Genomic DNA, 9,077 nt, shown 5'->3' with positions numbered 1-9,077 from the left:
GCGCAGCGCGTCCACCTCCAAAACCCCGCTCAAGCGCAAGGCCGCAGGCATGTTGTAGTGCCCGCTGCCGCCCTCCAGACGGTCCAAAAACCACAGCCGCTGTTGGGCGTAGGACAGGGGCGACGGCCCGCGACCAGGGTCGGCAACAATCGCTGGCAGGACCGGCAAATCGCCGAGTTCGCCGATGAGGCGGGCCAATCCGGCGATCGTTGGCTGCTCGAAGAGCTTGCGCAGGGGCAGCTCCACGGAGAGCCTTCGGCGAACCGAGCTGACCAGCCGGGTGGCAAGAATCGAGTGTCCGCCCAGTGCGAAGAAATCGTCGTGCACGCCAACCTGGGCAACTCCCAGCAGCTGCTTCCAGATGCCTGCGAGTTCCTGCTCGATGGGCGTTCGCGGCGCCTGACTGACAACCCGAGAGTCCATCGCCGGCGCCGCCGCCAGCGCCATCAATTCGCGATAGTCAATCTTGCCGTTGGCAGTAAGAGGCAGCTGCGGCAGCGCGATGATCGGCCTCGGCACCATATAGGCCGGTAGCCGTTCGCGCAGCGCCAACTCCGCGGAGCGCGCGCCATCGGCACGCTGGGTGGAAACAAAGCCGACTAGCGCGAGGCTGCCGTCGGTGCGTGTACTCACGAGCGCGGCGGCCCCGTCGATGAACTCGATCGACCGCAGTTGCGCCTCGATCTCATCGAGCTCGATCCGATAGCCGTGCAGTTTGACCTGCCGATCGCTGCGACCGAGATACTCGAGATCACCATCCGCGCGCCAATGGACCCGATCGCCACTCCGATACATGCGCGCCGAGCCGCCCGCGAACGGGTCGGCGACGAAGCGTTCAGCGGTCGTTTGCTCACGGCCGAGATAGCCCGAGGCCACGCCATCACCGCCAATGAAGAGTTCGCCGATGCTGCCCCGCGGCTGCAGTTGCCCACCTGAGCCGAGCACGTACAAGCGTGTGTTGTTGATGGGACGTCCGATTGAAACGCCGCCGACCATCTGATCGAAGCGTGCGCCGGCCTCGATGCTCCGGATCGCGCAACCGACGACGGTCTCGGTCGGCCCGTATTCGTTGACGAAGGCCGTGTTCGGCAACAGCGACCGCCAGCGAAGCAGCAGCGGCGCGTGCAACTGTTCGCCACCAATCACTAGCCGATGTGACGCTCGGCCGATCAGCGGAACATCCGCATCCGGCAACAAAGCCTCCAAATGCGCCGGGGTCAGCTTGAACACCCAGTCGCCGGCCTCGCCAGCCAAAAGCGCAGCCAGCTCGCCATTTCTCAGCGCTTCCGCCGACAGGCAGCGCACCGTGCAACCGGACAGCAGCGGGCCCAGCAGCGTGGTCAACGTCGCGTCGAAGCACAGCGGCGTACTGACCACGCCGCCCTTCACCGGTTGTCGGCGGTAGTACTCGGCTTCCGCGTAGACGAGGTAATTCAGCAGGCCGGCCTGTTCGACCACAACGCCCTTTGGTTGTCCCGAGGTACCTGATGTGTACAGCACATACGCCGGCGCCTCGGGCACCTCGCCGGCGGCGATGACGGCATGGCCGGGCAGCCAGTTGGCATCGTCGAGGGCGTCGTCCAGCAGCATGAAGTCGCGGCCGCCGAGCGGCATATCGTCGATCAGATCGCGACTGCCCAGGAGCAGGCCAATGCCTGCGTCATCCAGCACGAATTGCTTGCGCGCGGCCGGCTGCGTCGGATCGATCGGCACATAGGTTCGACCGCATCGCAGCGCGGCCAGCACGCCGATAACCGCTTCGATTGACGGCATCAGGCACAGCCCGATCCTCTCACCCGGCTCGGTTGCCGCCGTCAGGTAGCTGGCCAAACGCTCGCTGCGATCAAGCAGCTGCCGATAGCTGATGCGCCGATTCCCTTCGTCGACTGCGGTCGCATCCGGGACGCGCAAACCCTCAGCAGCAAACCGCGCGTACAGGGTCTCGCCGCCTAGGTCGTTGGGCCGGCCTCGCCCGAGTTCGACCAGCTTTGCGGCAGCATTTGGATCGACCAGAGGATAGTCATGCACGCCGCGCTCCGCGTCGCCCGCGACACCGCGCAGCAGCATCGAAAATGCGTCCATGAAGCTGCGAACGGTCGCAGCGTCGAACAGCTCGCTGTCGTAGATCCAGCCGATCTGCAGCCGCTTGCCATCGTCGGCGACGCTCAGCTCAAGGTCGACCTTGGCGCTGTCACGCTGCAGCGCTTCGGCGCTGGTCGCGAGCCCCGCCAGGCCGGCCGGCTGCGGCTGAACTTCGTTGAAGCCGAAGACCAGCTGAAACAGCGGATGATGGCTGCTGCCACGTCGCGGTGCGATGGCCTCCACAAGGCGGTCGAACGGCAGCGAGGGGCGCGCCAGCACCTCGACGATCTGTTGCTTGCCTGCCTGCAGCAGCGACTCGAACGACGGATTGCCCTCGATCTGCGTGCGCAATACGAGGTTGTTGACGAACAGCCCAACCAACGGCTCCAGTTCGGCTGCGTTGCGGCCGGACACTGGAAAGCCCACGACGACGTCCTGCTCACCGCTCAAACGCGCGACGAGCAGAGCGAAGGTCGTTTGCAGAAACATGAAGGGCGTCACCGAGTGCTGCGTGCAGGCCTCGCGAATCTGCGCCGCATCGGGGCCATCGATCGCCTGATGAAGCGCGGCGCCGCGATGCTCGGCGCTGTCCGGACGCGGACGGTCGAGTGGCAGGCTGTGCACGGCCGGCGCGTCGGCGAGCATCTCGCGCCAGAACGTCAGCTCACCATCGGCCGCCGCCCCGTCGAACAGTTCGCGCTGCCATTCGGCAAAGTCCGCATATTGATGCGACAGCGGCGGCAGCTCGGGCGCACGGCCATCGCGCAGTGCAGCGAGGGCTTCGGCGAATTCACGGCCCATGATCACGATGGAATGGCCGTCGGCGGCGATATGGTGAACGGTGAACTGCAGCACATGCTCATCGGCCGCCAATCGAATCAATGCGACGGCGAGCGGCGGCTCCCGGTCAAGATCGAAGCGCCGTACCGCGAGCCTGTGTTTGACTTCCAGCAGTGCGGCCTCACGCGGTCCGTCGGGCAACGCGCTGAGATCGATCTGTTCAAGCCAGGGTTCTACGTCATCGTCGACCAGCTGCAACAGCTCGTCATCGTGTTCAACGAAACGTGCGCGCAGCACGTCGTGGCGACGACAAAGCGTGGACAGCGCCACGCGGACGCTTTCGCCCGAGATTTCGCCAGACAATCGGAACGCGCCTGGCATGTTGTACTGGTGAGACTGTCCTTGCTGGTAGCGGTCCACGAACCACAATCGCCGTTGCGCATAGGACGCTCGGGCGCGCCGTCGCTCGGCACAGGGTGGGATCGTCGTGCGCTTCACGTCGCGCGCCAGCAGGTCGACGACCGCCTGCTTGTTTGCTCGAAGCGCATCCAGCAACGCCTCCGACGGGCGCTGATCGAACTGCAGCTTCAGTGCACCGTCCTGCAGCGACAGCGCGACCTGTGCATCAGCACAGCGACGGATCAGATCCACCAGCTTCACAGCAACAACTCCGCCTGCTCGCCATCAGTACTGCGGCGCTTGTCGACGCGCGCCATCGCCCGCCGCACGCCCTCTGCTGCTTCGATCAGCTCCGCCTGGGTGGAAATCGTCGAGTTGACGAACAGCTCCTTGACCGTCACAGCCACCCCAAACGTCTGCTCAATGGCACCGATCAGCTTCATGACCAGCAGAGAGTGGCCACCGATGTCAAAGAAGCTGTCGTGGACACCGATGCGCTCGAGGCTGAGCAAGGCTCGCCAAAGCTCGTGGACGCGGCGCTCGTAGTCGCTCGCCGGAGCGACGTAGCTGGCCGCGCGCAGGTCTTCCGCTTCTGGCGGCGGCAGCGCGTGGCGATCAACCTTGCCGTTGGCGCCAAGTGGCATCCGTTCAAGCAGAACGAACGCAGCCGGACACATGTAGCCGGGCAGAGCTTCCTTCAGGTGAATGCGCAGCGATGAGGTCAGCCGGTTCTTCCACGCGATCCGGTCGTCCTCGGTTTCGGGTTCAAGCCACTGCTCGGGGACGAGATGGGCAAGCAGGCGACGTGCGCCGGATGGATCCAGGGGTGCGGTGACCACGACCTCACGCACGAGATCATGCTCGGCGATCCGCGCCTGCACCTCTGCCAGCTCGACGCGATAACCGCGAATCTTGACCTGCGTGTCGTCGCGGCCGACGAACCCGAGCTGGCCGTCATTCCGCCAGCGCACCCGATCACCGGTGCGGTAAAAGATCTTTTCGCCGTCCTGCGCAAGGAGTCCGGCGACAAATCGCTCAGCCGTCTGCGCAGGCGCGCCGAGATAGCCGCGGCTCACGCCGGCACCGCCGATGTACAGCTCGCCGGTTGCGCCGATCGGGCAAAGCGCACCCGACGCCGACAGCACGCGACACAAGGTCCCCGGCAACGGTCGCCCGATCGGCAGTGCGTCCATGCCATCCGGGGCATCACAGTCGTACACGGTCGACCAGACCGTGGTCTCGGTGGGGCCGTACTCGTTGCTGAGACGCACACCGGGGAAGCGTGCCAAGTGCCGACGCACCGTCGGCATGTCAATCGTCTCGCCACCAACAATCACGGTATCGCCGTGGAACGAGAAGCTGGGCGCATCCAGCAGCTGCCGATAGGCCGCCGCAGGAATCGCGACGCAGCTGATCCGCCTGTCGACGAGCTCGCGCCCGAGCGCCGCGGCGTCAGTCAATCCGGAACTCGGGAAGTGCAGCGTGCCACCACCGGCCAGCGTCCACAGCAGGCTGCCGCAGCCGAAGTCGAAGGCCAACGAGACCATCAGAAGATAGGCCCGCGGTGCGCCGCGGTAGTGGCGCAATCGTGCCCGCGTCGAATAGGTGATCTGGGCGTGCTCGACCATCACGCCTTTCGGCCGCCCGGTCGATCCGGAGGTGTAGATCACGTAGGCCAGATGCCGCGGACCCAATCCGATCGACGATGGAGCGATGTTGTCGTCGCGCTGTTCCTGCAGACGCGCCGCAAGCGCCTCGGAATCCACGTGGAGCGTCATGCAGGCATCGAATGACATTGACTCCAGCAGGTGCTTTTGCGTCAGCAGTAGCCGCGCTCCGCTGTCGTGCAGAATTTCGGCGATTCGTTCCAGAGGTTGGCTTGGATCGACGGGCAGGTAGGCCCCGCCAGCCTTGAGCACCGCCAGCAAGCCGATCACGGCGTCCATCGAAGGCTCGCAACAGACCGCGACAGGCGCTTCTGGTCGCACCCCGACCGAGCTCAGATAGCGGGCGAGCCGATTGGCGCGCACGTTGAGTTCGCCATAACTCAGCGTCGCATCGTCCTGCACCAGCGCCAGCGCATCCGGTGAGCGTGCCGCCTGCTGTTCGATCAGCGTGTGCATGCAGCACGGCTGTTCACCATCGCCGCAAGTGCCACCCCAGCTACTCATGAGCAGGTCGCGTTCAACGTCCGCGAGCATGGGAACTCGCATCACGCTGATCTCGGGCGCAGAGATCAGCTCGCGCAGCAACACGAGGAAATTCTCCGACAGCCGATGGATGCTTTCCTCGTGCCAGAGCGCGGTGTCAAAGGTCCAGTTCAGCAGCAGGGCGGTCTTGAACTCGGCAATGTTGAGCTCGAGGTCGAGTCGGGTGACTTCGCCGACGCTGTCCATCGCTTCGAGTCGCAAACCGGGCAGTGAAAACGTGCTGTCGTCTTGGTTCTGCAGGGCGATCTTCAGCTGGAACACCGGGCTGTAGGCCAGGCTGCGTTCCGGATTCAGCTCCTCCACCAGCAAGTCATACGGGACATGCTGGTGGGTGTAGGCGTCAAGAATCATTCGCCGATTCCGCGCCAGAAGCTCGACAAAACTCGGCGCACCGTTCAAATCACTCCGAAGCACCAGAGTGTTCAGAAAGCAGCCGATCAGCGACTCTGTCTCACGGTGTGCCCGTCCGGAGATCGGCGTTCCGATGACGATGTCGGTCTCGCCGCTGTAGCGCGCAATCAGGACCGAAAGCACTGACTGCATCAGCATGAACAAGGTCACGTCCTGTGCACTGCACAGCTCGCGAACTCGCTGCAGCAGGTCGCCGTCGATGCGCTGATGCCGGCTTTGCGCCGGCGCCCTGCCCTGCTGCCCCGGGCGCGGCTTGTCGAGCGGCAGGCAGTGCATCAGCGGGATGCCATCCAATTGGCGCTTCCAGTAGCCAAGATCGTGCTGCAGGCGATGTCCCTGCAGCCATTCGCGCTGCCACGCCGCAAAGTCGGCGTATTGGATCGGCAGCGGATCGAGCGGCGACGTCCGGCCATCCACGAAGGCGCCATACAGCGTCGCGAACTCGTGCACCAAGATGCCCATCGAGACGCCGTCCGAGGCAATGTGGTGCATGTTGAACAGCACCACATGATGGAGATCGTCCAGCGCAAGCAATTTCACGCGAATCGACGGATCCCGCTGAAGATCGAACGGTGTGCGCGCATCGATCAGCGCCAGTCGCCGCACCTCACCCTCGCGTTGAGCGAGGTCGATGGATGTCAGATCGACCACTTCAAACGGAACCCCGGAGTCGCATGCGACGATCTGACGCGGCTGGCCGTCGACCTCGATGTAGCGGGTTCGCAGCACCTCGTGTCGTTGTGCGATCTGCGCGACGGCATGTTCAAAGGCATCCCGGTGAAGGTCGCCGTGCAGCGCGAACACCGCCGGCAGGTTGTACTGCGCGCTGCTGCCTTCGAGCCGATCGACAAACCACAAGCGCTGCTGCGCATAGGACAAGGGCAGCGGCTGCGACCGATCGACGGGCATGATCGGCGACAGCAGAGCAGCGTCCGAGGCGTTGCCTTCGACTAGCTCGGCAAGCTCGGCAAGCGTCGACTTCTCGAACAGCAGGCGCAGCGGAATCTCGACCCCGAACTCGTCCCGAATCTGGCTGGTCAGCTTCATCGCCAGCAGCGAGTGGCCGCCAAGCGCGAAGAAGTTCTCGTCGAGACCGACTCGATCTACACCGAGCACTGATTGCCAAACCATCGCGAGGCGCTGCTCGACTACGCTTTGCGGGGGGCGATAATCGTTACGTCGCCAATCACCCTCGCGCGGCATCGGCAGGACTTCGTAGTCGATCTTTCCGTTCGGTGTCAGCGGAATTCGATCGACCACGATCAGCACCGAGGGCTGCATGTAGTCGGGCAGCGCAGAGGCCAGCGCCTGTTCGCAGGAACGCGTCAGCGCAGTGCGGCGACGTTCGTACTCGTCATCATCGATCGGCGCCGTTGGTACCAGATAGGCAACCAGCCGCGGATCGCCCGCAGCATCGATCGCACGAACGACCGCTGCTCGGATTTCCGGCAGTCCGCTCAGAACGGCCTCGATCTCGCCGAGTTCAACGCGGAATCCTCGCAGCTTGATCTGATTGTCGAGCCGGCCGATGAACTCGATCCGGCCGTCAGCCAGCCGCCGCGCGCGATCACCGCTGCGGTACAGCTTCGCCTGCGGCCTAGCACCGATCCGATCAGCGACAAAACGCTCAGACGTAAGTTCGGGCTTGCCGAGATAGCCGCGAGCAAGACCGATGCCGCCAATGTACAGCTCGCCGACCACGCCGATCGGAAGAAGCTCGCCGCAGGCGCCCAGCACATGACAGCTGACGTTCGCCAGCGGACGACCAATCGTGATCGGCTCACCCGCCGCCTCAATGCGCTGCCAGGTCGCGCAGACGGTGGCTTCGGTGGGGCCGTAGGCGTTGTAGAGCAAAAGCTGCGGGGCGCTCTCCAGCAAGTTCCCGACCAGTGCACGATCCAGCGCTTCGCCCGCCGTGACCAGCACACGCAGGCCAGCCAAGGCATCGGCATCCAGCATGCGGACATAGCTCGGCGGCAGGGTGGCGACCGTGATCCGATCACGGGCCAGCAACTGCCGCATCCGCGCGCCGTCGGTGCGGGCGTCTTCATCGGCCAGCACCAGCGTCGCACCTGCGGTCAACGCCATGATCCATTCCCAGGTGGCCGCATCGAAGCTGCAGGAAGCGAACTGCAACACCCGATCCTCGGCGCCGAGGTGAAACTCTGCGCGCATCGCCTCTGCCAGGTTGACTGCGCCGAGGTGTTCGAGGCAAACCCCCTTCGGCTTGCCGGTCGAACCCGATGTATAGATCACGTACGCAAGCGAGTCGGCACGCAGCCCGATTTCGCTGCAGTCCAGGTTCTGTTCGGGCTGCCGCGCGAGCAGCTGCTGCAACCGCGGTTGGTCGAGCGCCAACGCGGTGAGCTGGTGATCGCCCAGCGCGGCGAGAAGATTCTCTTGGGTGATGACGAAACGAATGCCGGAATCGACCAGCATGTACTCGACGCGTTCGGACGGGTACTCGGGATCTAGTGGAACGTAGGCGCCCCCGGCCTTCAGCACCGCGAGCAGCGCCACCACAAGCTCGATCGAGCGCTCCAGGTACACACCGACCGGTTGTTCCGGCCGTACCCCCTGTGCGCTCAGGAAGTGGGCCAGTCGGTTGGCTCGAGCGTTCAGTTCGCCGTAGCTGATCTGTGCACCGTTGTGCAGCAGAGCGATCACCTGCGGCGCGATCGCGGCCTGCTGCTCGAACAGTTCGTGGATGCATCGCGCGGTCGCAAGCTCGAATCCATCGCTGCGATCGTCGGCGGCGACCAACAGACGTCTTTCGTCCTCACCTAGCAGGGGCAACTCGGCAATGCTGCGTTCCGCATCGGTGGCGACGCCGCTCAGCAGATTCTCGAAATGGCCGGCCATGCGAGCGATCGTTGCGGAATCGAATATCGCTGCATCGTAAATCCAGTGCATTCGAAGACCCTGATCGTCCTCGAATACGTTCAGTTCCAAATCCAGCTTGGTGACGTCGACGTCACGCTCGATCGGCTGCAGATCCACCCCCGGCAAGGCCAGCAGCGGATACTCGTAGTTCTGCAGCGCCAACTTGATCTGACACAGCGGCGCATGACGCAGTTGGCGATCCGGGTTGAGCTGATCCACCAGCATCTCGAACGGCACGTGCTGATGCGCATACGCTTCCAGAATGTCGTGCTTGCTGCGCGTCAGCAGGTCGACAAACCGCGGGTTGTTCGA

Annotated in this window: 2 protein-coding genes; both read right to left on the bottom strand. The window is 64.3% G+C overall.

Annotated features, from left to right (window positions below; all coding sequences use genetic code 11):
- Nucleotides 1–3,522, bottom strand: a 3,522-nt coding sequence (locus tag ACIQ7H_RS20945; RefSeq protein ID WP_395795217.1) for an amino acid adenylation domain-containing protein, incomplete at its 3' end; no start/stop codon positions are given.
- Nucleotides 3,519–9,077 (bottom strand): amino acid adenylation domain-containing protein (locus ACIQ7H_RS20940; RefSeq protein ID WP_395795215.1); only part of this gene is annotated, 5,559 nt, incomplete at its 5' end. The genes ACIQ7H_RS20945 and ACIQ7H_RS20940, both read right to left, overlap by 4 nt.

The sequence above is a fragment of the Aquimonas sp. genome (assembly GCF_044377145.1).
Taxonomy (GTDB): domain Bacteria; phylum Pseudomonadota; class Gammaproteobacteria; order Xanthomonadales; family Xanthomonadaceae; genus Aquimonas.
Note: the sequence above shows the minus strand (reverse complement) of the source record. Positions and strands in the feature narration are given on the sequence as shown.